Origin of the sequence: Flavobacterium sp. (genome assembly GCF_034111225.1) — a bacterium.
Classification (GTDB): domain Bacteria; phylum Bacteroidota; class Bacteroidia; order Flavobacteriales; family Flavobacteriaceae; genus Flavobacterium.
The window spans coordinates 50,549-77,299 of record NZ_JAWUXR010000013.1 but is presented as its reverse complement, the minus strand read 5'-3'; the positions used below and the strand labels follow the sequence as shown (position 1 = coordinate 77,299).

Below are 26,751 nucleotides of genomic sequence, written 5' to 3'. Positions count from 1 at the left end.
TTTTAAAGATATTAAAAGAGAAAAACAAAAGTAAAAGAAACTCTGAAAAAACAATAAAAGTGATTTTGTAAAAAATGATATGATAAAGTACATAGCAAAAATAAGCTGTAAATGTGAGTAAAAATAAAGGTGAAGCATATTTTTTAAATTTCTTAATTGAAGTTATGAAATATGCGAGAAGACAATATAAACCTATAAATAAACTGTTTTTTAAATCAGCTAATTCATGTGATTCAATTATAAAATAAAATATTTCATTAATAGGGAATATAATTCCAAGGTATAAGAAATAATATCGATGTTCACTTTCGGTTTGATTTTCAAATAAGTTTTTTAACCTATTAACATTAATTTTTGAAGATTTTTTTTGAAATAAATAGTATAATAAAATAAGAGTGGCAATTAATCCAATATAGATAAACACATAACTATTTAAAAAGCCATTTTCTATAAAGTGGCTAACTCTTTGATTTAAATAGTTTTGTGAAAGGATATATGTCAAATTTTGATAATGTATTGTTGTTTCATCCATGTACTAGTTCAAGATATAGGAAATTTAAAGTTAATTAAAAAAACAACTACTTTGATATTTTAAGAGTAAAAATTGCTATTAATTCATAAATTTTCACTAAAATTGGGGGTTAAAAACTATAAAATGAAGAAACTTAGTATTGTTGCAATTGTTGTTTTTTTAAATGTATTTACAATAACAGCTCAGCAAAAAATATCATTAGAGGAAATTTGGACGGGGAAATTTAGAACAGAAGGGATGGATGAGCTTCATTCTATGAAGAATACAAACCAATATACGGTTTTAAATTATGACAGAACTTCAAGATCAATGCAAATTGATTTGTATGATTTTGCTACCCTAAATAAAGTTTCCACTTTAATAGATACAAAAAATCATTCTGAGCTTAAAGGTGTGGATTCTTATACTTTTAATAAAAACGAAAACAAGCTTTTAATTGCTTCAAATTCGTCTCCAATATTCAGGCACTCATTTACTGCAACATATTATATTTATGATATAATTACTAAAAAACTTCAATTAGTTACAAATAAAGAAATTCAAGAACCTTCATTTTCTGCAGATGGAACCAAAATTGCTTATGCATTTGAAAATAATTTGTATGTATTAGATTTAATTTCAAATGTTACTGTTCAAATTACATTTGATGGTAAGAAAAATGAAATCATTAATGGTATTACGGACTGGGTTTATGAAGAAGAATTTGCATTTGTAAAAGCTTACGAATGGAATGCTTCTGGAGATAAAATTGCTTTTATTCGTTTCGACGAAAAAGAAGTACCTCAGTTTTCAATGGATATGTACGACCAAGGTTTGTATCCAACTCAAACTGTTTTTAAATATCCTAAAGCAGGTGAAAAAAATGCTTTAGTTTCTTTACATATTTACGATTTAAAAACAAACAAAAAGTCTGATATTAATCTAGGTAATTATACTGATTTTTATATTCCAAGAATTAAATGGACTAACGATAGTAATACCTTAAGTGCTCAAATTCTTAACAGACATCAAAACCTATTGAACATGCATTTTATAAATGCTACAAACGGTGTTTCAAATATTGTTTTAAAAGAGCAAGATGCTGCTTATGTTGATGTAACGGATAATCTTACTTTTTTAAATGATAATAGCTTTATTTGGACTTCAGAAAAAGACGGATTCAATCATATTTATCACTACGATAAAACAGGTAAATTAAAAAATCAAATTACTAAAGGAAATTGGGAAGTAACTGCTTATTATGGTTTCGACGCTAAATCAAGCAAAGTGTTTTATCAATCAGTAGAAAACGGTTCAGTTAATAGAGACGTTTATTCTGTTGATTTAAAAGGAAAAAACAAAAAAAGATTAACGAAGCAAACAGGAACTAATGATGCTACTTTTAGTCCTAATTTTAATTATTTCATCAATTCATTCTCAAGCGTTACTAAGGCGCCAGTTTATACATTAAATGAATCTAATTCGGGTAATGAAGTTAAAAAAATTGTTTCAAATGAAAGTTTAGAAAATAAACTGGCAGCATACAATATAACTCCAAAAGAATTTTTTCCTTTAATTACTGAAAAAGGGAATAAATTAAACGCTTGGATCATTAAACCAACTGATTTTGATTCTAAGAAAAAATATCCAGTTTTAATGTATCAATATTCTGGACCAGGTTCTCAACAAGTTGTAAACCAATGGAACAGTTCAAACGATTATTGGTACTACATGTTAGCTCAAAAAGGATACATAGTTATTTGTGTAGATGGAAGAGGAACAGGTTTTAAAGGTGCCGATTTCAAAAAATGTACGTATAAAGAATTAGGAAAATTTGAAGTTGAAGATCAAATTGATGCTGCGAAAGTTATTGCGCAATATGAGTTTGTTGATGCTTCAAGAATTGGTATTTGGGGTTGGTCTTACGGAGGATTCATGTCAAGTAACTGTATTTTAAAAGGAAACGATGTATTTAAAACGGCAATTGCTGTTGCGCCAGTTACAAGTTGGAGATATTACGATAGTATATATACAGAAAGATACATGCGTACACCACAAGAAAACGCAAGTGGTTATGATGAAAATTCACCAATTAATCACGTAGATAAATTAAAAGGGAATTATCTTTTAATTCATGGAACGGCAGATGACAATGTGCATGTGCAAAACACAATGAAAATGATTGAAGCATTGGTTCAAGCAAACAAACAATTTGACTGGGCTATTTATCCTGATAAAAATCACGGAATTTACGGCGGTAAAACTCGTCTTCAATTATATACAAAAATGACTAATTTCATCTTAGAAAAATTATAATATGAGCGTAGAAGAAAAAACTTTTTTCGGACATCCAAGAGCATTATTTATACTGTTCTTTACAGAAATGTGGGAACGTTTCTCATTCTACGGAATGAAAGCTTTATTGATTTTTTATCTTACAAAATACCATTTGTTTTCAGATGATTCTGGGAATTTGCTAATTGGGAGTTACGCTGCATTGGTTTATGCAGTGCCTGTTATTGGAGGTTTTATTGCCGATAAATATTTGGGTTTTAGAAAGGCAATTGTATTTGGAGGAATCATGTTGGTTTTAGGGCATATGGGAATGGCTTTTGAAGGTAATGCTGCAACACAGTCTATTACCGGTGAAATTACACGGGATAACACAGCATTGCAAATATTCTACTTCTCGTTATCTTTAATCATTGTGGGTGTTGGTTTTTTAAAAGCAAACATATCTTCTTTAGTAGGAGAATTATATGAAGTAGGAGATAAGCGACGTGATTCTGGATTTACTTTGTTTTACATGGGTATTAACCTTGGTTCTTTCTTAGCAACAATTATTTGTGTTTGGTTAGGAGAAACGTATGGTTGGAGTTATGGATTTGGAGCAGCTGGAGTAGGGATGTTCTTCGGATTATTAACTTTTATTTCAGGTAAAAAATTATTAATGGGTAAAGGAGAGTCTAATACTCCTGAATTTTTAGATAAAAAATCATTTGGAATCAAAAACGAATGGTTAATTTATATTGGTAGTGCTTTATCTTCATTACTGTTTTGGCAAATGGTTCAAAACCATGATGCAGTTTCATTAGCTTTACAGGTTGCAGGAGGAATATCATTTATATACATTGTATATTATGCAATAACACAATTAGACGGTAAGGCTCGTGAGCAATTAATTGCTTTAACAATACTTATTGTTTTTACAATTGTATTTTGGGCTTTGTTTGAGCAAGCGTATACATCTATGAATTTATTTGCAGATAGAATTTTAGACAGACACATTTTTGGTATTGAATTGTCAGCAGGACAATTTTTAAGTTTCAATGCTTTATTCATTATTTTATTGGCACCAGTTTTTGCTTGGATGTGGGTGAAATTAGGAAAATACAATCCAAATACTGCTGTTAAATTTTCATTAGCTCTAGCTTTAGTTGGATTAGGGTTTGGCGCTTTAGTAATGGGGATTAATGTTTCAGGAGCTGGAAAAGTAGCAGCGATATGGTTAATTTTAGCTTATTTATTGCATACTTGTGGAGAATTGAGTTTGTCACCTGTTGGATTGTCAGCAGTAACAAAATTATCGCCAGTTAAAATTGTAGGTTTCATGATGGGTGTTTGGTTCTTAGCTACTGCAAGTTCTGAATTTATTGCGTCTGTATTAGCGAACATTGCTTCTGTAGACACTTCAAACGGACTAGCCCCAGATTTAAACTTAGCGAAACAGAGTTACTTAAAATTATTCGAATATTTATTCTATACAGGACTTGGTTTTGGAGCACTACTTTTAGTACTTTCGCCTATCATCAAAAAATTAATGCACGGAGTAGATAAAGAATTAAACAATTAAAACTAATATAAAACTATAATAATCAACTTATGAATCAAAATTCAACTGATCAATTTTTTAAAAATCCAGTTTTAGGTCATCCTGCTGGTTTATTTGTATTATTCTTCACAGAAATGTGGGAGCGTTTTTCATTCTACGGAATGCGTTCATTATTAATATTATTTTTAACTTCTTCTTTTGTAGATGGTGGTTGGGAATGGACTAGAGAAAATGCATCTGCACTTTTTGGTTCATATGTTGGTTTAGTATATTTATCTACCATGTTAGGTGGGTATTTTGCCGATAAAATCATTGGTTTTAGATGGGCTGTTGTTGTTGGAGCTGTTTTAATGACTTTAGGTCACGCTTCTATGGCAGTTGAAACTGAATTTTCAATTTATTTAGGATTAATCTTATTAGTTTTCGGTAACGGATTTTTTAAGCCTAACATGACTTCTATTATCTCTGAAATGTACAAAGACAGACCAGAGAAAAAAGATGGTGCTTATACTTTATTTTATATGGGTGTAAATGCTGGAGCGTTCTTCGGAATTTTATTATGTGGATATTTAGGGGAAAAAGTAGGTTGGAGTTACGGATTTGGATTAGCTGGAGTTTTCATGTTCTTCGGAATGTTACAATTTTGGTTGTCTCAAAATATTTTTGGTGAAATTGGTTTAAAACCAACTGCTGAAAGTAAAGCAAAATCAGAAGCGGAAGATACTGACACAAGAAATCCTTTTACTAAAATAGAGTTAGGAATTATTGCTGTTTGTTCAACTTTAGGTTTGTTGTGGATTATTAATGATCCTGCATCTAAAATTTCAGGTGGAGCTGTAAATATTTTCGGTTTCTTAGGTGAAAATGGAAATAGTATTGCAATTGTTACAGCATTACTTTTGTTTATCTATTTGTTAGTTACTCGTTTAATGAAATATTCTCAAATTACAAGAGAGAAATTAATTGCAGTAACATTTTTTGCTTTCTTAACGATTTTCTTTTGGGCTATTTTTGAACAATCTCCAAACTCGTTAACCATTTTTGCAAGTGATTATACAGATAGAGTTTTGGAAGGAAACTGGAGTACATTTTTCTTGATTATGAATTCATTAATTACAATTGTTCCTTTAGCAATTATTACTTGGGTTTTGTATTTATTGTTCCAACAAACGTTTAAGGATTATGCTGTTGCAAATATGATACTAGCAACTAGTTTTGTAATCATTTGGGCAATTGCAATTTGGATGCTTATAAAAGATTTCTATACGGCTGGGTATTTATCTTTATCTGATGGTACATTAGAAATGCTTATGATTGACAAAGTAACTGAGTCTATTACTGAAGTTCCTGCAACATGGTTTTCTACATTAAATTCATTATTCATTATTTCATTAGCGCCATTATTTTCTAAATGGTGGGAAAGTAAATACAATCCTTCTGCAAATATGAAATACGGTATTGGAATGGGATTATTAGCTTTAGGTATGGCTTGTGTGGCAATTGGAGCAACTGGTATTGCACCTGGAGCAAAAACAGCTTCTGTAAGTATGATTTGGTTAATCTTAGTATATCTTTTCCATACAATGGGCGAATTGTGTATTTCTCCAGTTGGATTGTCTTACGTAAGTAAATTAGTTCCAGCGCGTATGATTGCATTTATGTTTGGTGTTTGGTACCTAGCAGTTGCAATTGGTATGAAAGGAGCAGGTATGTTTGGTGAAAAAATCGATGCAATTGCAAACGAATCAGGATTAAGTTCATTCTTCTGGATGCTTACGATTATTTCTCTTGTAATGGCTGCATTCTCAATATTAATGACGCCAGTAATTAAGAAATTAATGCACGGTGTTAGATAACAAACAAAGTTTGGCATCTTTATTGCCTAATTTTGTTTTATAAAATAGATAAATTATGAAAAATATTTTAGTTGCCTTTTTATTTATATTTAGTTCATTTGCAGTTAATGCTCAAGAAAATTTAACTTGGCATACCGATATGGCTAAAGCTTCAGAATTATCAATAAAAGAGAAAAAGCCTTTATTGTTGTTTTTTACAGGTTCTGATTGGTGTGGATGGTGTATCCGTTTACAAAAAGAAGTTCTTAAAACAGATGATTTTGCTAAGTGGGCTAAGGATAATGTGATTCTTGTAGAATTAGATTTTCCTAGAAGAACACCTCAAGATGAGGCTATAAAAAAACAAAATTTTGAATTACAAAATGTCTTTCAAGTAAGAGGATATCCTACAGTTTGGTTGGTAAATCCTGAAAAAAAAGACGGTAAATTTAATCTTGTTGGATTAGGAAGTACTGGTTATGTAGCTGGTGGCCCTGATAAATGGTTGGCAGAAGCAAATAAGTTTTTAAAATAAATAATTTTATTTTCTAATAATATAAAGTCCCTTTTCATACGTGCTATGAAAAGGGATTTTTTCTTTTAAACAAGTTGCCTTCCAACGCTCTACTTTGTATTTAGAGTTGCTGTTATCAGCTATTATAACTTTTGGCTGATTCAATTTTATAAGTCTTTCAAGGTTTACTCTTGTTCCTTGTGTAAGAAGAATTACATCAGGTTTTTGAGAAATTTTATAAGTCGCTAAGCTATCAACTATTAAAACTTTAGTGTTTTTAAATAATAGGATGTTTTGTAACGGAAGAATAGATACATCTTCTGAAAACGTACCTCTTTTGTATTGAGATATGCTTTCTGTGTTTTCTTCTGGATTATTTGTAAAAGCTGTAATTTGATTTTTTTGTTTAATAGTAATTAAACTGTTTTTACTTCCAAAAACAATAAGTTCTTCGCTATTGTTTTCTTTGTATTTTGTTGAAATATAGGTTATTTGCATTGCAAAGAGAACCATTAAAACATATTTTAAATTTCGTTTTTTTGGCTTGTACACCAAGTAAATGAATGAAAATATAAATAGATAAGACACCAAGCAAAGTAGTAATGAAAAGGAAATGTTTTTTATAACAAATGAATCAAATTGTGCAATCCAAGTAATGTATTGATTCATTATTTGAATTATTTTCGAAAGTAGAATTCCAAAAACAGAAGCTATCCCAATTGAAATAAAATTAAAAAACAACGTCAGTATTCCTAAAAGTAAAACAAGAGTCGTTAATGGAATTACAATAATATTAGCCGCTAAAAACAAAATTGGGAATTGGTTGAAGTAATAAATACTTAACGGTAAAACGCCAATTTGTGCAGCTAAAGAAACTAAAACAATATCAGTAGAATATTTAAGAATAGTGTTTTTAGAAAAGTGAAAATATTTAAAATATGGATTCAATAAAACAATAGAAATAACTGCTGCATAACTCAATTGAAAACCAACATCAAAAATATAGTTTGGATTATAACAAAGTAAGATTAATGCTGATACAGCAATTGTATTTATAGTTGTTGTTTGTTGATTGAAGTGTTTCCCTAAAGCAAGAATCGAAAACATTAAAACAGCTCTTGTAACGGATGGCGATAATCCAGATAAGAATGCAAAAAGCCAAAGCGTTCCAATTACTAAAAGTAAATTGATGTTTTTTCCGTTTTTAATGCGATTAAGCGGTTTAAATAGAAAACCAATGATAATGTATATAATTCCAACATGAAGTCCGGATATTGCTAATATATGTATAACGCCAGCATTAGAATACGACTGAATGGTTTCCTGATCTAAAAGAATTCGTTGGCCAAACAATAACGCATTTATTACGCCTTGTATTTTTAAGTCAAATTGATGCGGTTGAAAACTTCTAATTAACTTTTCTCTAATTTCATATACATGAAAATCAAAGTTTTCCTCTTGACTGGTTATATTTAATTCTTCTGCTGAAGCATATATTTGGTGAAATACATTTTGCTTTTCTATATACTTAGCATAATTAAATTGATAGGGATTTAAGTTGTCTTTTATAAGATACAATTTGGTTACAACCGAAAAATGCATTCCAGGTTTTAGATTAAGAGTGCTTTCTTTTGGAACATAAATAAGTGTTTTACCATTTACAGGAACTGCATTTATTGTTGTTATTTCGACAATGTATTTGTTTTTTGTTTTAGAAGGTTTGGCAGTGTTTTTAACTATTCCTTCTAAAAAAACCTTTTCATTGTTTGAAACTAAATGTGTGTAATGATTTTCGTGATTTTTTTCATAGTGAAAATACTCAAGCGCTATTCCTAATTGAAATGCTAATAAGTATGTGATAAAACCAAAAAGATAAACAGATTTTTTTCCTTTTTTAAAGAAATGAAAAAGTGTAAAAAACGAAATTGAAATTAAAGTTGAAGCTAATATAAATGAGAAATCGAACTTAAAATAAGATCCAAAGACAATTCCTAATGCTAAAAAAATAGTGATTGGAATTATTGGAAACTTTAATGCTTTCAAAATTAATATTTAAAAAAGTTATTCAATTATTCTTTTAATTTTAGCGAATGCTCTTTCGTAATACGATTCTAATAATGAGGAAATTACAACTCCACTACTTGTTGAAGCATGGATGAATTTAATTTCACCATCAGTATTTTCAGTAACAATACCTACATGATTGATAACGTTTCTTCTGCTGGTTTTAAAGAAAATTAAATCGCCAGGTTTTGCTTTGCCTTTTTTAATTTTTATTCCCTCTTCAGATTGTGCTCTTGATGTGCGAGGTAACTCAATTTCTGCTTCTTTGTAAGTAGTACAAATTAATCCAGAACAATCCAATCCTTTTGCACTCATTCCTCCATATCTATAAGGTGTTCCTAAAAATTCTTTAGCAGTTTCAACAACACTTACTCTTTGTGGGTTTATTTCAGACTTTACTTCGTTATTCGCTACAGCACCTTCTTTCTTTCTCTTTTTTTCAGCTTTGGCAATAATAGCATTTTGTTTTTCTTCTTCTCTTTTTTCTTTTTTAGCTTTCTTTTCAGATGCTTTTTTTACAATCGCTATGCTTTTGTCTTTATTGTATTCGTAAATCCCTTTTTCTAGAGCTACTTCTTTAGAAGTTACAATATTAGACTTTGATTTACAACTTACAAAAAATAGAGTGATGATTAAAAGTAATACTAGTTTTTTCATAAATTATTTATCCAATGATACGCTTAATTTTTGCAAACCTTTTTTTGAAATAAGTTTCGCTATCAAGAGAAGAAATTGTTACACCTCTACTTGATGAAGCATGTATAAACATTATCGAGCCATTTCTGTTCTCAACTACAATTCCTACGTGAGAAACTATATTTCTCCTAGTGGTTTTGAAGAAAATTAAATCACCAATATCGGCCTTGTTTTTCTTTATTTTTTTACCAAGTTTACTTTGAGCAAAAGAAGTTCTTGGTAATTCATAATTGTTTTTTTGAAACGCATTAAGAATTAGAGCTGAACAATCTATTCCATTCATACTCATTCCTCCATACCTATATGGCGTTCCTAGGTATGATTTTGCAGAATCTATAATTTTATTATTGACTAAAAATAGATCAATATCTTCAATAAGATTGTCAAATTCAATTTTCTTTAGTTCCTTTTTATTTTTCTTAAAAAAAGCAAAGACATCTTTTTTGTTTGCTTTTTTAGCTTTTTGAAGACTATCCTTATAGCTTTTGTTTAATAATGTTTCTACTTCACCATCGTATAAATCAGCTATGTCAAAATTATTTACACTGTTTTGTGCTTGTAATAGATTTATGAATAACAAAGAAATAAAAATAAAAAATATTTTTTTCATGGGGTTATTTTCTTAAAGTATTAACAATTAAGTGTGCTGTTTTAGAGCTTGCGCCAGAACCGCCAAGTTTAGTTTCTAATAATTGATAACTTTCAATCATTAATTTTCTTTGTGGACCTTCAACAATTTTTTTCAATTCTAATTTTAAATTTTTGGTATTCAATTCACTTTGAATTAACTCCTTAACTACTTCTTTGTCCATAATTAAGTTGACCAAAGATATATATTTTAATGTAATTATTCGCTTTGCAATTTGATAAGAAACCCAACTTCCTTTATAACAAACTACTTCTGGGACTTTAAATAAAGCAGTTTCTAAAGTTGCAGTGCCTGAAGTTACAAGCGCAGCATGTGAAACACTCAATAAGTCGTAGGTTTTATTTGAAATAAATTTAATGTTTTGTTGGTTTAAAAAAGGCTTGTAAAATTCAAATTCCTGACTTGGAGCACCAGCAATTACAAATTGATATTCTGGAAAATCAGTAACTACTGATAACATAATAGAAAGCATCTTGGTAATTTCTTGCTTTCTACTACCAGGTAATAATGCAATTATTGGCTTTTCGATTAAGTTATGTTCTTTTCTAAATGCTTCAATAGATATGTCTTTTCTGTCTTCAATGGCGTCGATTAACGGATGACCAACAAATGTTACGGGGAAATTGTGTTTGTTTTCATAGAACTCTTTCTCAAACGGTAGAATTACATACATGAAATCGACATCGCGTTTTATAGCTTTAATTCTGTTTTCTTTCCAAGCCCAAATTTGAGGAGAAATATAATAATGTGTTGGGATATTTCTTTCTTTTGCCCAAGTGGCAATTCGCATGTTAAAACCAGGATAATCAATAAAAATTATACAATCGGGATTAAATTGTTCAATGTCTTTTTTGCAAATTTTAATATTATTTAAAATGGTTTTTAAATTTAAAACAACTTCAAGAAACCCCATAAAAGAAAGTTCGCGATAATGTTTTACTAAAGTGCCGCCAACATTTTGCATCAAATCGCCACCCCAAAAACGTATTTCAGCATTTGGATCTTCTTTATACAAGTTTTTCATTAAGTTAGCACCGTGTAAATCGCCTGATGCTTCTCCTGCTATGATGTAGTATTTCATTACATTACTAAGGTTAAAATAGTAATTAAAAACATAGCCAAAACAACCCCTTTGGCTATAATATCTTTGTTCTTTTGTAATAAAATAAAAAAGATAATAAGGTTTAAGATTGCGCCAAGTGTTATCACTTTATTTAAGATTCCACGTTTTTTCATTAGGGTTACGCCATCTATAAATCCATAGTCAGTGAAAAATTGTAGAAATATAAAGCAACCTACAACTGCTCCTATAATTCCTAATAAAATTCCAATAATTAAATCTTTCTTATTTCCCATAATTATAAATCCCAATTATTAATTGTTTGTATAGCATGATGTGCGGTTAAATCAAACTGAACGGGTACAATTGAAGCATATCCATTTTCAAGAGCCCATTCATCTGTATCTTGCCCTTTGTCTTTATTGACAAATTCTCCGCTTAACCAGTAATATTCTTTTCCTTGCGGATTGGTTCTTTTGTCAAATTTCTCTTCCCAGTTGGCTTTCGCCTGTCGGCAAACCTTAACGCCTTTTATTGGGCCATTCTTTTCTTTTGGAAAGTTAACATTTAAAACAACACCTTCAGGCAATCCTTTTTCAAGAACTTCAAGTGTGATTTTTTTTACCCATTCTTTAATGAGTTCTAGATTGGTTTCCCAGCTGTAGTCTAAATGTGAAAATCCTATTGCAGGAATTCCTTGAATACCAGCTTCAACTGCAGCACTCATTGTCCCAGAATAAATTACATTTATCGATGAATTAGATCCGTGATTAATTCCAGAAACACATAAATCGGGTTTTCGTTTTAATATTTCTCTAACTGCCATCTTTACGCAATCAACAGGTGTTCCAGAACAACTGTATTCATGCAATAAATCAGGGTCTAGGTTTACTTTGTCAACATGTAAAGTGTTGTTTAATGTAATGGCATGACCCATTGCGCTCTGTGGACTGTCTGGAGCGACCACGACTACATCTCCAATGGTTTTCATTATTGCTATCAAAGTTCTTATTCCTGGAGAAATAATACTATCGTCATTGGTAACTAAAATCAGAGGCTTATTCATTAAAACATATTTTTGGCTAATTTAAATAATTTAAATGTAAAAATGAGATTAAGTGTCAATCTCATTGGGAATCTTTAACAAAAAATTATCGTAAATTGTATTTAACTGGCACGGTTTTTAATGTATCTTAGTTGAAAATTTTATTAATGAAACGAATTGTTGATTTTATGAAAAGAAATTATAAAATAATTTTACTTGTTACGGCACTTTCTGCTGTGTTGTGGAGTTTTGTGCCGTCTACAAAAAATGAAGACCCGGAAAAAGATAAGGTGCTGCTTGAACTTTTAACTTTAGTGTTGGAAAAAGGTCATTATAGCCCAATTGCTATGGATGATGAGTTTTCCAGAAATGTATATTCAAAATATTTAACAGCAATAGATCCATCAAAGCGTTTTTTCTTGCAGTCAGATATGGATGAATTTTCGAAATACGAAAACTCTATTGATGATATGATTAAGAATAAAGATCTTACTTTTTTTGACTTAACAAATACAAGATTACTAAAGCGTATTCACGAGTCAAGAGATATTTTTAATGATATTTTGAGTTCTCCTTTAAATTTTTCTACAAATCAAATGATCAATGTTGATTATGAAAAGCAGGCTAATGCTAAAACGAATGCTGAACTTATCGAAAGATGGGAAAAGCAATTGAAGCTTTCAATTTTACCAAGTATTATTGATAAAGAAAAAATAGAAGCAAGTAAAAAAGGAAAAGATTCAACTTATACAGTTAAAACCTTTAAAGAATTAGAAATTGATGCAAGGGAAAATTCTTTAAAATCATTAAATGAGTATTTTGATTTTATTGAAAAAGAATTGGATAGAAGCGATTGGTTTTCAATTTTCATCAACTCAATTGTGGAGCGTTTTGATCCTCATACGTTTTATTTTTCACCAGACGATAAAGATAAATTCGATATCAGCATGAGTGGAAAATTTGAAGGAATTGGTGCTAGATTACAGAAGAAGAATGATGTTGTTGAGGTTTCAGAACTAATTTCTGGTGGACCAGCTTGGAGAGGGAAAAAATTAGAAGCTGGAGATTTAATTTTGAAAGTTGCTCAAGGAAAAGAAGAGCCATTAGATATTGCAGGAATGCGATTAGATGATATTGTAAAGAAAATTAAAGGTCCAAAAGGAACCGAGGTTCGTTTAACAGTTAAAAAAGTAGACGGAACTTTAGAAGTTATTTCTATTATTCGTGATGAAGTTGAAACCGAAGAAACTTTTGCTAAATCATCAATTATTGATAAAGGCGGAGAAAAGTACGGAATCATTTATTTACCTAAATTCTACATTAGTTTTGATAATAAAAACGAAAGAGATGCATTTAAAGATGTAGCAATTGAGATTGAAAAATTAAAAAAACAAAATATTAAAGGTTTAATAATTGATCTTAGAGGAAATGGTGGGGGTTCACTAGAAACGGTTGTAAATATGACTGGTTTGTTCATTGAACAAGGGCCAATTGTTCAAGTAAAATCGCCAAATAGAAAACCAGAAATTCTATCTGATAAAGATTCTAGAGTTCAATGGACTGGGCCATTAGTTGTAATGGTAGATAATTTTTCTGCTTCAGCATCTGAAATTTTTGCGGCAGCAATACAAGATTATAAAAGAGGAGTTGTAATAGGCAGTAAGCACACTTATGGTAAAGGAACGGTACAAAATGTTATTGATTTAAATCAATTCGTTAGAGGTAGTTCTTATGGAGATTTAGGAGCTTTAAAAACAACGACTCAAAAGTTTTATAGAATAAACGGTGGTTCTACCCAAAGAGAAGGTGTTTTAAGTGATATTGTTTTGCCAGATAGATTTGCATTTTTAGATATGGGTGAGCGCGATGAAAAAGAAGCTTTGCCTTGGGATAAAATTGAGCAAGTAAGTTATAAGACAGTGTTTTCTGGATTTGAAAACATAGTTGCTAAAAGTAAGGCTAGAATTGATGCTAGTGAACAATTTAAGCTGATTACCGAAAATGCTAAATGGATTTTTGAAAGAAAAGATATTAACGATTACAGTTTAAATATTGATACTTTTAAAAAGGAAATTGAAAATGCAGACGAGCAACTTAAAAAATTCAAAGCTATTTCTAATTTTCATAATAAGTTACTCTTTAACTCATTGCCGGAAGAAGCTATTGTTTTAGATAAAGACGAACTTTTAAAAGAGAAGAGACAAAGATGGTATGATGATATGGAAAAAGATGTTTATATCGATGAAGGTGTAAATGTATTATTAGATTTAAAAGTATATAATGAGGTAAAGCCTATGGCTCATAATAAAAAGAAAAAGCTCGTAGGAGTAGAGTAACTAAATAAAAAACCCTCGTAATTTCGAGGGTTTTTTATTTAGTAATAATTTCACTTAATTCTAAAACCAATTAAAAAGAATATCGATTGTTATTTCGACGAGGGATAGAGAACAGATTTGATAAATATTACTTAGTATTAAAGATTTATGATTCCATGTATCTCGGAATGATAAATCTTTAAAAATACAATTATACACAATATATTAGTATAATAAATTAATAGTGTGTAGTTATATTTATTCTGAAATCTATAATAAGAATACAAAAAAAAGCCCTGTATTTCTACAGGGCTTTTTTTGTATTTATGTTTTGAATTATAAACCTAATTCAGCAATTTTTGCTTCAACTTCTAGGTCGTCACCTTCAAAAACTTTTTCTTCTACAACTTCTTTTCCATCAACTACTGTTGTTAGAGTAACTTTTGCAGTAACTTTTCCGTTATCAGATTTTGTTTTTTGAATTTTAACGTCTTTGTATTCTACTTTGCTATGATTGCATTTTGCACTGTGAACATGTCCAGCAGCTCCAATATATGTACCATTCTCATCGTATTGAGACATGCATTTTTCTTTACATGCATCAGAACATCCATTGCTTTCGCACATTGCAGCACATTCATCTTTAGTCATTGTTGCGCACTTAGATAAGTCACATTTTCCGCTGTTACAAACAACTTCAGTTGTTGCACAACATGCTCCTTTTTCTGTACTCGCTCCATGACCACCTAAAATAGGTGCAATTACTAAACCAATTAAACACGTTAATTTAATTAAAATATTCATAGATGGTCCAGAAGTGTCTTTAAATGGATCTCCAACTGTATCTCCAGTTACTGCTGCTTTATGAGCGTCAGAACCTTTAAAAGTCATTTCTCCGTTAATCTCTACACCTGCTTCAAAAGATTTTTTAGCATTGTCCCAAGCTCCACCAGCATTGTTTTGGAAAATTGCCCAAAGTACACCACTAACAGTAACTCCAGCCATATAACCTCCTAACATTTCTGCTATAGCTAATTTATCCATTCCAAATAATAATGGCAAGAATGCAATTACTAAAGGAAATCCTATTGTTAATATTCCTGGTAACATCATTTCTCTTAACGCTGCTTTAGTCGAAATATCTACACATTTTGCATAATCTGGCTTCCCAGTACCTTCCATGATTCCTGGAATTTCTTTGAACTGACGGCGTACTTCGTATACCATGTCCATTGCAGCTTTACCAACAGAATTCATTGCTAATGCAGAGAATACAACTGGTACCATCCCACCAACAAATAACATTGCTAAAACTGGCGCTTTAAAAATATTAATTCCATCAATTCCTGTAAAAGTAACATAGGCAGCAAATAAAGCTAAAGATGTTAATGCAGCCGAAGCAATTGCAAATCCTTTACCTGTTGCTGCAGTTGTATTTCCAACTGAATCTAAGATATCTGTACGTTCTCTAACGATTGGGTCTTGCTCACTCATTTCAGCAATTCCACCTGCATTATCTGCAATAGGTCCGAAAGCGTCAATTGCTAATTGCATAGCTGTTGTAGCCATCATTGCTGAAGCTGCTAAAGCTACACCATAGAAACCTGCCAATGCGTAAGAAGACCAAATTGCTGCAGCAAAAATCAATACAGTAGGGAAAGTAGAAATCATTCCTGTTGCTAAACCTGCAATTACGTTTGTTCCTGCTCCTGTAGATGATTTTTGTACAATTGCCAATACTGGTTTTGTGCCTAATCCTGTATAATACTCTGTAATTGAAGAAATAACTCCTCCAACAACTAATCCAACAATAGTAGCATAAAACACTCTCATTGAAGAAATATCTTTAATTCCTTCACCAAAGAAACTCATTCGCATAGTTTCTGGTAACATATATTTTACTAAGAAATAACAAGAGATTAATGTTAAAACTATAGAAACCCAGTTTCCAATATTTAAAGCACCTTGTACTTGTTTTTCTTTTGCATCGTTATCTTTAATTTTAACTAACATTGTACCAATGATAGAGAATAAAATTCCGAAACCTGCAATTGCCATAGGCAATAAGATAGGTCCAATTCCTCCGAAAGCATCTTGAATACTTCCACCCATGTCTTTAATAACGTAGTTTCCAAGAACCATTGCTGCTAAAACGGTAGCTACATAAGAACCGAATAAATCGGCACCCATACCAGCAACATCTCCAACATTGTCTCCAACGTTATCTGCGATTGTAGCAGGATTACGAGGGTCATCTTCTGGAATACCAGCTTCTACTTTTCCAACTAAATCAGCACCAACATCGGCAGCTTTAGTATAAATTCCACCACCTACACGTGCAAATAATGCAATAGATTCTGCTCCAAGAGAAAAACCAGCTAATGTTTCTAATACAAGTGTCATGTCTTCAGTAGAAGTCCAAACTCCTCCCATAAAATATTTAAAAAATATAATAAAGAAAGCAGTTAAGCCTAAAACAGCTAAACCAGCAACGCCTAGCCCCATTACTGTTCCACCGCCAAAAGAAACTTTTAATGCTTGTGGTAAACTAGTACGAGCTGCTTGCGTAGTTCTAACATTTGTTTTGGTAGCTATTTTCATTCCCATATTTCCTGCTAATGCAGAGAATATAGCTCCAATGATAAACGCAATAATGATTAAGTAACTTGTTGTAGGAACAAAATAAGCAATAGCTGCTAAAACTATACTTGCCCCAATAACAAAAAATGTCAACAATCTATATTCTGCTTTTAAAAACGCAAGTGCGCCCTCGTAGATATAGTCTGAAATTTCTTTCATTTTACCATCGCCAGCATCTTGTTTTAAAACCCAAGCCCTTTTATACATCATAAAAACAAGCCCTAAAAGTGCCATAATAATTGGCATGTAAATCATTATTGAATCCATATAGTTTTAGTTATTTTAGTTATAAATTTTTTTCGAAACAAACAAAAATAAACAAAAAAGGCACTATTCCAAATGAATAGCGCCTTTTTTACTTCTATTAAAAATAATTATTTAATGCTAAATAATCCTTCTGGTTTGTTTTCAATTGCATCAAAACGATCTGTACAGGCTTTAATAATTGCACGAGCTTCATTTACATCTCCCCAACCTTCAACATCTACTTGTTTGTTTTCTAAGTCTTTATAAACTTGAAAGAAATGTTCGATTTCTTTTATTAAATGTTGGTTAACATCACTTAAGTCATTTAATGAGTTCCAAATAGGATCTGAAACGGGCACACAAATTACTTTTTCATCTGGTCCTTTATCATCTGCCATGTGGAATACGCCAATAGGTTTTACTTCCATTACACAGCCAGGAAAAGTTGGTTCTGTAACCAATACTAAAACATCTAAAGGGTCGCCATCTAACGCTAAAGTTTCTGGAATAAACCCGTAATCTGCTGGATACATCATTGAAGAAAAAAGCATTCTATCAAATCGCATTCTTTTTATCTCAAAATCGTATTCATATTTATTTCTACTTCCTCTTGGAATTTCGATTAACACATCGAAAGTTGTAATTTTATCTGCTGTCATTTCTTAGGTATTTCTTTTTAAGGGGTGCAAAGGTACAAATTCTTTATTTTATTTAAAAAAAAGTAATTTGAATTTATTAGTAAATTATTGGCTTTCTGTTTCTTTTTGTAAGATAGTAGTGCCAAAGTAGGTAGGTTGCCATACTTCTGTATGGTTTCCAGCTTTCAGAAACTTGTTTAATTTCTTCTAGAGATTCACAATTATAAAGTTCTTTAATTGTGTTTACAACTGCGATGTCACCTAAAGGAATAATGTCTTTAGATTGTAAGCAAAACATTAGATATATATCAATAGTCCAGTTTCCTATGCCTTTTACTTTGATTAACTGGTTTCTTATTTCATCATCATTTAACAATGATAAATTTTCAATGTTTAAAGTTTTTTCAACTACTGCGTTTGACAATGCAATTAAATAGGAAGCTTTTTGCTTACTAATTGAAAAGGTTCTTAATTCTTCTATAGAATACTTTAAAATATTTTCAGGAATGATGTTTCCAATATTTGCTTCTAAATTTTTAAAGCAAGCTTTTGCAGATTCTAGAGAAACTTGCTGTTCTATTATAAGTTTGCAAAGTGTTTCGAATCCTTCTGGTCTACAAGGGATATAAGGGTCGCCTAAATCACAATATGCTTGCTTTAAGACTTCATCTTTTTTGATTAAATATTCTAGTGAATCGTTCATGCTAAAAATAAAAACCGAAAGAAGCTTTTATCCCAAATTTATTAGCATTTGGCATATCTAAATAACTTCCACGCCATGCAAAGTCGATTCTCAAAACCTTGAATATATTCCCAATCCCTGCGTGATATTCCCAATACAAATCCTCTGGCGCAACATAATTTAGACCAGAGGCATTGATTAATCTATTTTCATCTGAAACTCTTCCGTAAACTCCTTTTATTCCTATTATTTCTCTTAAGTTTAGTTTTCTAAAATAAGGGATTCTTGAGAAAAGTCTTCCATTAAAGTGATGCTCAAAATGTAAAGAAGCATATTCGTCAGCTACAAACTCATACCAATTTAGCAAATTGTATGTGTTTTCAATAATGAAGTAAGATTGATTTCCAGGAACAACACCCATTAATCCTAAAGGGACTTCATTAAATATTTTGCCAGTTTCGAAAGTTGTAAACAGCCTTCCAAACCCTCCGATTAAAACAGGTTGTCTGTAATAAAATTGTAGTTTTTGATAATCAAAATCACTATCTAATACCCCTTTAAAACCTTGACTATAACTTAAGAATATGCGCGCATAATTATTATCGACCTCTAATCTATCTACACCATAACCAATTGTTTTTCTTCCCGGAGTATAATCTAATTGTAAATTTACTTCAGATTGTTTTACATCACTTTTAATAGTGGTAAGTGATTCATCTGTAAAATAATCTAAGCTAAATGAATCAGAAGCAGATATTAATGTTCTATAAGAAATGTTAGTTTTAAAAGTAAAGTTTTTTACAAATTCAATTTCTGCACCTATATTCGTTAAATTAATGGATGTTAATTTGTCATTAACACCGCTAGAAAAAAATGAAGAAGATGCAAAACTTCTTCCTAAAACATCGTTTGATGTGGTTAAACTAACTCCCATTTGTTCAACATCTCTTCTGTTTCCTATCGAAAGTATTAGTCGGTTTTTAGGATTAACCATCCATTTACCAGAAATACCGTATTTGAACTTATTGTCTTTGAAACCATAAGCTGTATAACCTTGAACTCTCCATTTGTCATTTGGTCCAAAATATGTTCTTCCTCCAACTCTTAATCGTTGTCCTTCTACATCATTGTACCCAAAAGTTGAAAAAATGGGTCCAAAATCAAAATTACCATATTGTATGTAACCACTTCCTAATATTGTTGCTAGGTTGTATATTCTTTTAAATCGAGGTACGGTTTCTAAGGTGTCGAGCATTTTGTATATCCCAGCTTCATTTTTATTGAGTTCCTCAAATCTATTTTCAGCCCAATATTCATCTGTTTTATTGAAAACACTGTTGTCATAGAAGTTGACTTCTTCTTTATAGAATTTATCTCCTTTTAGAATGTCGAATTTATGATTTTTAAAAACGGTTGTTCTTTTTCCGTAGACTCCTTTAGATTCTTCTTTTTTAGAAAAGCTAAAGTCACTCATCATATGATCTCTTTTTAATAAGAATACGGAGTCGTTTAAAACATCAAAATCTTGTTCAATATAGATTTCTTTGACCCAGTTTATGTTTGCGCTTTTACTAGCCTCTAAGGTGATTTTTTTTATAGCAAAAGTAGAGTCGTTTACCCAAAATGAACCTTTAAAAGTTAACTCGTTTTTTCTTCTTGGATAATATACAATGTGATAACACCATTTGTTGTCAATGTAAGAACTATCGTTAAGAACATAATTGTATACATTTATCCCTGTTCTGGATAATGGACTTACAAAGTCTTTGTCGAAGAATTTTAAATAATTGTCATAAATATCATAACTAGCATATAGGTCTTTTATAAAGGTATTTACTCCGTCTCCATTTCCAAAACCAGAATTTTTAGTAGCTTTTAGTATTTCTTTTTCTTTTTTAATAACGTTGTCGCCATTAACTTCGCTTACACTTTCATTAATGAAAATAGGCAAGTATGTTTTTCCTGTAACTCTTGAAGTGTCAATATTATCAAAAATAAACTCCATTCCTTTGAATACTTTGCTGTTTATGAAAGCACTGTCAATAGTATTCATGTCAAACTCTACCTTTTCGTATTTATCATATTGGTATTGTTTAAACATATGAAGCCCGTTTTTTCTTTTACGTTCCCAAATTTTCCTTAAAATATCTAAAGCTGGATTGTCTTTTTTTGAAGTTTTTCCTGTATATACTACAACCTCTTTTAAGGTTGTTCCTTCAGCAAGTTTTACAATTAAATTTTTGTTTAAACCAGGTTTTAATTTAAGCTCTTTTGTTTCAAAGCCAACGAAAGAAATTACTAATATTTCATAATCTTTTTTTCCTTCAAAATAGAAGTTTCCATTCTCATCGGTAATAACTCCTTCAATTGAGTTTTTAAAAAAGACATTAGCAAAAGCTATTGGTTCATCAAACTCGTCAACAACTTTCCCTCCAACTTTTGATTGTGCAAAAAGGTTAGTGGTAAATATCAATAAAAAAAATAATATGTTCTTCATGGTGTTTATTCCCTATTCATTTAAACAAAAAACTTCATCAGAATAACTGATGAAGTTTCAAATATAGTAAGTTATTCTTTATTTGTATGTAACTTTTTTAACTGCTTTAATAACATCATCAGCATTTGGTAACCATTCCTTTAGTAAAACTGGTGAATATGGTGCTGGAGTATCTGCAGTTGTAATTCTTTGAATTGGTGCGTCAAGAAAATCAAAAGCACGTTCTTGAACCATATATGTAATTTCAGAAGCAACACTTGCAAAAGGCCAAGCTTCTTCTAATACTACTAATCGGTTTGTCTTTTTAACAGAGTTAATGATTGTGTCATAATCCATTGGACGAACCGTTCTTAAGTCAATTATCTCACAAGAAATTCCTTCTTTTGCTAATTCATCAGCAGCAAGAAAAGCTTCTTTAATAATTTTACCAAAAGAAACAATAGTCACATCTGTACCTTCTCTTTTAATATCAGCAACACCTAAAGGCAATACATAATCTCCTTCTGGTACTTCACCTTTATCTCCATACATTTGTTCAGATTCCATAAAAATAACAGGATCGTTATCTCTAATTGCTGCTTTTAATAAACCTTTTGCATCATAAACGTTTGAAGGAACAACAACTTTTAAACCTGGAGTGTTTGCAAACCAGTTTTCAAAAGCTTGTGAATGTGTAGCTCCTAATTGACCTGCTGAAGCAGTTGGGCCACGAAAAACAATAGGCATATTAAATTGTCCGCCAGACATTTGACGCATTTTAGCTGCGTTGTTAATAATTTGATCAATACCAACTAATGAAAAGTTAAACGTCATGAATTCTACTATAGGACGATTTCCGTTCATAGCTGAACCAACAGCAATTCCAGCAAATCCTAATTCAGCAATAGGAGTGTCAATTACTCTTTTTGGGCCAAACTCATCAAGCATTCCTTTAGATGCTTTGTAAGCACCATTGTATTCAGCAACTTCTTCACCCATTAAATAAATAGATTCATCGCGACGCATTTCTTCACTCATCGCCTCACAAACAGCTTCTCTAAATTGTATCGTTCTCATTAAATTTGACTTATTTAATTTGTATTGAAAGGCAAAAATAGTAAAAATTATAATATATATATAGCAAAAAAAAAGGTTATAAATAGTTAATTCGTTATTTAAGAGATAAAAAAAGCTTTTAGAAATAAATTTGTTATGCGTGCATAGTATTTATTTTGAAATTATTTTGTAATTTCGTAGCATTATTATTCACTTATAAAAACAGAAAATGAAAATATTAGTTTGCATCAGTCACGTGCCTGATACTACCTCAAAAATCAATTTCACTAATGGTGATACAGAGTTCGACACAAGTGGCGTTCAATTTGTTATTAATCCTAATGATGAGTTTGGTTTAACGAAAGCTGTGATTTTAAAAGAACAAAATGGAGCAACTGTAACGGTTGTTAATGTTGGAGGGACAGACGCTGAAGCTACATTAAGAAAAGCATTAGCTATTGGTGCTGATGAAGCAATTAGAGTAAATGCAAATCCTACGGATGGAATGTTTGTTGCTAAACAATTAGCAGAAGTTGCCAAACAAGGTAGTTATGATTTAATTATTGCAGGTAAAGAATCATTAGATTATAATGGAGGAATGGTACCAGGAATGTTATCTGCTCTTTTGGGATATAATTTTGTTAATTCATGTACAGGTTTAGAAGTAGATGGCAATAATGCTAAGGTTATAAGAGAAATTGACGGTGGTAAAGAAACTTTATCAACATCATTACCTTTAATCGTTGGAGGTCAAAAAGGATTAGTAGAAGAAAAAGACTTGAGAATTCCAAACATGAGAGGAATTATGATGGCTCGTTCTAAAGCATTAACTGTTGTCGAACCAACTTCTGATGTTGCTGCAACTAAGGCAGTTAAGTTTGAAAAGCCAGCTCCAAAATCGGCGGTTAAACTAGTTGCTGCTGATAATTTAGATGAGTTAGTAAATTTATTACATAACGAAGCAAAAGTGATTTAAGAATTCACATTCTATAATCATAAACTTAAAAAATTTAAATAGATATGTCTATATTAATATATGCTGAATCAGCAGAAGGAAAATTTAAAAAAGTTGCGTTTGAATTAGCTTCTTACGCAAAAAAAGTTGCAGAGTCAATGGGAACTACTGTTACTGCGTTAACTGTAAATACTTCAGATGTTTCTGAATTATCAAACTATGGTGTTGATAAAGTAATTAAAGTTTCAAACGATAAATTAACAGCATTTAATGCAAAGGCTTATGCTGACGCAATTAAACAAGCTGCTGAAAAAGAAGGAACAAAATTAGTAGTCTTATCTTCAACTACGGATAGTTTATATCTTGCTCCACTTGTGGCAGTTGGTTTAAATGCAGGATTTGCTTCAAATGTTGTTGCGTTGCCTATAACTACTTCTCCGTTTCAAGTGAAAAGAAGTGCTTTCTCTAATAAAGCTTTTAATGTAACTGAAATTGAAACTGAAGTTAAGGTAATTGCTATTGCAAAAAATTCATTTGGACTAGTTGAATCTTCGTCTTCTTTAACAGAAGAAGATTTTAATCCTACTTTAAATGATACAGATTTTGGAATAAAAGTAGAAAGTGTTGAGAAAGTATCTGGAAAAGTTACTATTGCAGATGCTGATATAGTAGTTTCTGCAGGTCGTGGAATGAAAGGACCTGAAAATTGGGGAATGATTGAAGAATTAGCTTCAGTACTTGGTGCTGCAACGGCTTGTTCTAAACCAGTTTCTGATATTGGTTGGAGACCTCATAGTGAGCACGTAGGGCAAACAGGAAAACCTGTAGCTGCGAATCTATATATAGCAGTTGGAATTTCTGGAGCAATCCAGCACATTGCAGGAATTAACTCTTCTAAAGTAAAAGTAGTTATCAATACAGATGCTGATGCACCTTTCTTTAAAGTTGCAGATTATGGCGTTGTTGGTGATGCTTTTGAAATTGTCCCAGCGCTAATTGAAAAATTAAAAGCATTTAAAGCAAATAACGCTTAAAAAATACAAATTTATTTAAAGAGCCATTTAACTTTGATACTTGTTATCTTTGTTTAAATGGCTCTTTTTTTTATTTTTGACCACTAATCATTAAAAAGCATTTTGTGTTTCTTATATTTGTAATAGATTACAGTCTAAAAAGTGTCCTTTTTTCTGAAAGAACTTAAAAAGGTATTGAATTAATAAAATATGAGTTTAGTAAAACTAACTATAAAAGGAATTTCCTACAGTCAAACTCAAAATGGAGCGTATGCTTTAATTTTAAATGAAGTTGATGGAGAACGAAAACTACCTATTGTTATAGGTGCTTTTGAGGCACAATCTATAGCCATAGCTTTAGAGAAAGAAATAAAGCCGCCTAGACCTTTGACGCACGATTTGTTTAAAAACTTTGCTGATAGATTTGATATTATAGTAAAACAAGTAATCATTCATAAATTAGTTGATGGTGTTTTCTTTTCAAGTATTATTTGTGAAAGAGATAAAATCGAGGAAATTATCGATGCTCGAACTTCAGATGCAATTGCTTTAGCATTAAGGTTTAATGCGCCAATTTTTACTTATAAAAATATCTTAGATAAAGCCGGGATTTTTCTTCAAATTAACCCTTCAGAAGGAGAAAAAACTGAAACTGAAAAAGAAGGTTCACTTTCTGCTCCAGAAATTTTCGGGGAAATAGAAGATTCAACTCCTCACGTTGAAGATTATACTGCAAATTCTTTAGAAGAATTACACAGCAAGTTAGAAGAAGCTGTTCAAAATGAAGACTATGAAAAAGCAGCAAAAATTAGAGATGAAATCTCAAAAAAAGAATCTTAAAAAAATAATCTACACTTAACATGATTAAAAAAATAATTTTAACATTAGTGATTTGTCTTGGTTTTTTGACAATGAATGCTCAAGAAATAGAAAAAAAATGGCAATTGGGCGCTAATGATTATTTAGAACTTAATGAAGGTAGCTACCAATTAAAATTATCGTCAGATAGTTTGTTTCAAAAAGGAGATTATTTAGTTCAAGACAAGTATTTGTTCTTATTTGAAAATAACTCAGATTCTCCAACTAAAAGATTTGTCATCGAAGCCAGAACTGACTCTACTTTAACGTTAAAAACGAAAGGGAAAGCATATTCTTTTTTTGCTTCAAACAAAGTAAAAGAAGCTAATAATGGTGCAGTTTTAATACCAAGTGGCGGAATGACGCCAACCGGAATTGGTCGTGGAATTTTAGGAATGTTTGCTCTTTTTGGAGTTGCATTTTTATTTAGTGCTAACAGAAAGGCGATCAATTGGAAAACTGTTGGGATTGGATTATTTGCTCAATTAGTATTGGCATTCGGAATTTTGAAAGTTGGTTTTATTCAAATGTTTTTCGATATAGTAGGTAGAATGTTTACCAAAGTATTAGAATTTACAAGAGCCGGAAGTGAATTTTTACTTGGTGGAATGATGGATATTAAAAGTTTTGGATTCATTTTTCTTTTTCAAGTACTTCCTACAATCATATTCTTCTCAGCATTAACTTCTTTATTGTTTTATTTAGGTGTTATTCAAATTGTTGTGAAATTCATGGCTAAAGGATTGACAAAATTGCTAAAAATTTCTGGAGCAGAAAGTTTATCTGTTGCAGGTAATATATTTTTAGGACAAACAGAGGCTCCTTTGTTAATTAAAGCTTACTTAGAAAAAATGAATAAAAGTGAAATTCTACTAGTAATGATTGGTGGAATGGCAACAGTAGCTGGTGGAGTATTAGCAGCATATATAGGATTTTTAGGCGGTGGAGATAAAGTGCTAGAAGCTCAATTCGCAAGGCATTTACTAGCGGCTTCAGTAATGGCTGCGCCAGGAGCAATTGTAATATCGAAAATATTATACCCTCAAACTGAAATAATTAATACAGAAGTTGAGGTAACAAAAGATAAAATAGGTTCTAATGTGTTAGACGCTATTGCGACAGGTACAACTGAAGGTTTAAAGTTAGCCGCAAATGTTGCAGCAATGTTATTAGTATTTATTGCTTTTATTGCCTTAATAAATTTTACACTTGGAAAAGTAGGTGCGCTAACCGGCTTAAACACTTTAATATCTGAATATACTCCTTACACTGCTTTTTCATTAGAAACGATTTTAGGAATTATATTTTCGCCATTAATGTGGCTAATTGGAGTTGCAAAGGAAGATATGATGTTAATGGGACAACTGTTAGGTATTAAATTAGCAGCTTCTGAATTTGTAGGTTATATACAACTTGCCGAATTGAAAAATGTAGCTAACGATATTCACTTTACCTTTGAAAAATCGGTAATTATGGCAACCTATATGTTATGTGGTTTTGCCAATTTTGCATCCATTGGTATTCAAATTGGAGGAATTGGTTCTTTGGCGCCAAACCAACGTAAAACATTATCAGAATTTGGAATGAAAGCGGTTATTGGAGGAAGTCTGGCTTCTTTACTTTCAGCAACAATTGCTGGAATGATTATTGGATAAATAAAATAAAA

At 31.0% G+C, this 26,751-nt stretch carries 20 protein-coding genes; 9 read left to right on the top strand and 11 right to left on the bottom strand.

The features are described 5' to 3' along the window. Positions 1 to 655: 655 nt before the first annotated feature. The 4 genes from UXY25_RS09875 to UXY25_RS09860 are packed head-to-tail and all read left to right on the top strand — an operon-like array spanning position 656 to position 6,713. The gene (locus UXY25_RS09875; protein WP_320815854.1) at positions 656 to 2,827 is read left to right on the top strand and encodes a S9 family peptidase; all 2,172 of its coding nucleotides are present in this window, start codon (positions 656 to 658) and stop codon (positions 2,825 to 2,827) included. A gap of 1 nt (position 2,828) precedes the next feature. Further along, a complete protein-coding gene (locus UXY25_RS09870; RefSeq protein WP_320815853.1) occupies positions 2,829 to 4,364 on the top strand; it encodes an oligopeptide:H+ symporter in 1,536 nt (511 codons plus the stop codon). A gap of 29 nt (positions 4,365 to 4,393) precedes the next feature. Continuing rightward, complete coding sequence (locus UXY25_RS09865; protein WP_320815852.1) at positions 4,394 to 6,199, top strand: oligopeptide:H+ symporter; 1,806 nt, start codon at positions 4,394 to 4,396, stop codon at positions 6,197 to 6,199. 55 nt (positions 6,200 to 6,254) lie between these two features. Then, on the top strand, positions 6,255 to 6,713 hold the full coding sequence (locus UXY25_RS09860; protein WP_320815851.1) for a thioredoxin family protein: 459 nt from the start codon (positions 6,255 to 6,257) through the stop codon (positions 6,711 to 6,713). Between the two features lie 6 nt (positions 6,714 to 6,719). Here UXY25_RS09860 and UXY25_RS09855 read toward each other — a convergent pair whose 3' ends face one another. From UXY25_RS09855 to surE, 6 genes are read right to left on the bottom strand one after another with little or no spacing between them, the layout of a single operon-like run. Continuing rightward, on the bottom strand, positions 6,720 to 8,735 hold the full coding sequence (locus UXY25_RS09855) for a ComEC/Rec2 family competence protein (RefSeq protein ID WP_320815850.1): 2,016 nt from the start codon (positions 8,733 to 8,735) through the stop codon (positions 6,720 to 6,722). Between the two features lie 18 nt (positions 8,736 to 8,753). Continuing rightward, a complete protein-coding gene (locus UXY25_RS09850; RefSeq protein WP_320815849.1) occupies positions 8,754 to 9,413 on the bottom strand; it encodes a C40 family peptidase in 660 nt (219 codons plus the stop codon). 7 nt (positions 9,414 to 9,420) lie between these two features. After that, positions 9,421 to 10,062 (bottom strand): C40 family peptidase, encoded by a 642-nt coding sequence (locus tag UXY25_RS09845; RefSeq protein WP_320815848.1) that lies wholly within the window; start codon positions 10,060 to 10,062, stop codon positions 9,421 to 9,423. Positions 10,063 to 10,066: 4 nt separating this feature from the next. After that, positions 10,067 to 11,182, bottom strand: a complete 1,116-nt coding sequence (lpxB, locus tag UXY25_RS09840) for a lipid-A-disaccharide synthase (protein WP_320815847.1) — start codon at positions 11,180 to 11,182, stop codon at positions 10,067 to 10,069. Beyond that, positions 11,182 to 11,457 carry a hypothetical protein gene (locus UXY25_RS09835; RefSeq protein ID WP_320815846.1) on the bottom strand — a complete coding sequence of 92 codons (276 nt, stop codon included), beginning with the start codon at positions 11,455 to 11,457 and terminating at the stop codon, positions 11,182 to 11,184. Before UXY25_RS09835 ends, lpxB begins: the two co-directional genes overlap by 1 nt. A 2-nt stretch (positions 11,458 to 11,459) precedes the next feature. Further along, a complete protein-coding gene (surE, locus tag UXY25_RS09830; protein ID WP_320815845.1) occupies positions 11,460 to 12,227 on the bottom strand; it encodes a 5'/3'-nucleotidase SurE in 768 nt (255 codons plus the stop codon). Positions 12,228 to 12,373: 146 nt separating this feature from the next. Between surE and UXY25_RS09825 the strand changes: the two genes are divergently transcribed. After that, positions 12,374 to 14,542: a carboxy terminal-processing peptidase gene (locus tag UXY25_RS09825; protein WP_320815844.1), complete on the top strand. Its 2,169-nt coding sequence runs from the start codon at positions 12,374 to 12,376 to the stop codon at positions 14,540 to 14,542. Between the two features lie 315 nt (positions 14,543 to 14,857). Here the strand turns inward: UXY25_RS09825 and UXY25_RS09820 are convergent, their stop codons facing one another. The 5 genes from UXY25_RS09820 to UXY25_RS09800 form a co-directional block, all read right to left on the bottom strand. Further along, positions 14,858 to 17,428: a sodium-translocating pyrophosphatase gene (locus tag UXY25_RS09820; protein WP_320815843.1), complete on the bottom strand. Its 2,571-nt coding sequence runs from the start codon at positions 17,426 to 17,428 to the stop codon at positions 14,858 to 14,860. Between the two features lie 107 nt (positions 17,429 to 17,535). Beyond that, the gene (locus UXY25_RS09815; protein WP_320815842.1) at positions 17,536 to 18,066 is read right to left on the bottom strand and encodes an inorganic diphosphatase; all 531 of its coding nucleotides are present in this window, start codon (positions 18,064 to 18,066) and stop codon (positions 17,536 to 17,538) included. Positions 18,067 to 18,142: 76 nt separating this feature from the next. Then, complete coding sequence (locus UXY25_RS09810) at positions 18,143 to 18,748, bottom strand: DNA-3-methyladenine glycosylase 2 family protein (RefSeq protein ID WP_320815841.1); 606 nt, start codon at positions 18,746 to 18,748, stop codon at positions 18,143 to 18,145. Between the two features lies 1 nt (position 18,749). Beyond that, positions 18,750 to 21,224, bottom strand: coding sequence for a DUF5686 and carboxypeptidase-like regulatory domain-containing protein (locus UXY25_RS09805; protein ID WP_320815840.1), 2,475 nt, complete (start codon positions 21,222 to 21,224; stop codon positions 18,750 to 18,752). Between the two features lie 78 nt (positions 21,225 to 21,302). Further along, complete coding sequence (locus UXY25_RS09800) at positions 21,303 to 22,319, bottom strand: pyruvate dehydrogenase complex E1 component subunit beta (protein ID WP_320815998.1); 1,017 nt, start codon at positions 22,317 to 22,319, stop codon at positions 21,303 to 21,305. A gap of 169 nt (positions 22,320 to 22,488) precedes the next feature. On the opposite strand from UXY25_RS09800, the gene UXY25_RS09795 reads away from it, so the two are divergent. The 4 genes from UXY25_RS09795 to UXY25_RS09780 all read left to right on the top strand — a co-directional run bounded on the left by UXY25_RS09795 (position 22,489) and on the right by UXY25_RS09780 (position 26,740). Continuing rightward, positions 22,489 to 23,235, top strand: a complete 747-nt coding sequence (locus UXY25_RS09795; RefSeq protein ID WP_320815839.1) for an electron transfer flavoprotein subunit beta/FixA family protein — start codon at positions 22,489 to 22,491, stop codon at positions 23,233 to 23,235. Positions 23,236 to 23,279: 44 nt separating this feature from the next. Beyond that, on the top strand, positions 23,280 to 24,248 hold the full coding sequence (locus UXY25_RS09790) for an electron transfer flavoprotein subunit alpha/FixB family protein (protein ID WP_320815838.1): 969 nt from the start codon (positions 23,280 to 23,282) through the stop codon (positions 24,246 to 24,248). A gap of 189 nt (positions 24,249 to 24,437) precedes the next feature. After that, the gene (locus tag UXY25_RS09785) at positions 24,438 to 25,067 is read left to right on the top strand and encodes a bifunctional nuclease family protein (protein WP_320815837.1); all 630 of its coding nucleotides are present in this window, start codon (positions 24,438 to 24,440) and stop codon (positions 25,065 to 25,067) included. 20 nt (positions 25,068 to 25,087) lie between these two features. Beyond that, complete coding sequence (locus UXY25_RS09780) at positions 25,088 to 26,740, top strand: NupC/NupG family nucleoside CNT transporter (RefSeq protein ID WP_320815836.1); 1,653 nt, start codon at positions 25,088 to 25,090, stop codon at positions 26,738 to 26,740. The last annotated feature ends 11 nt before the right edge of the window (positions 26,741 to 26,751 follow it).